Genomic DNA, 263 nt, shown 5'->3' on the forward strand with positions numbered 1-263 from the left:
TGAAGCTTTGCGGGCATTGCGTCCACAGGCACGTTTTTTAGAACTCGTCCATCGTATTGACCGAGACACGTCTGGTATTCTATTGGTCGCTAAGAAGCGCTCGGCCTTACGTCATTTACAAGCGCAATTTCGTGAGAAAACGGTACAAAAATACTATTTTGCCTTGGTGATGGGGCGTTGGCCTGCGAATGTTAAAGTGGTCAATGCACCATTATTAAAAAATGAGGTTAATAGTATTGTTCGGGTAAACCCTAATGGTAAAC

1 protein-coding gene is annotated in these 263 nt (G+C 43.7%); it reads left to right on the top strand.

Going from position 1 to position 263, the window contains the following annotated elements; genetic code table 11:
- Positions 1-263 (top strand): pseudouridine synthase (locus tag V0R37_RS22490; protein WP_420376609.1); only part of this gene is annotated, 263 nt, incomplete at both ends.

The organism is Pollutimonas rozaliensis, from assembly GCF_048751585.1.
Classification (GTDB): Bacteria; Pseudomonadota; Gammaproteobacteria; order Burkholderiales; family Burkholderiaceae_B.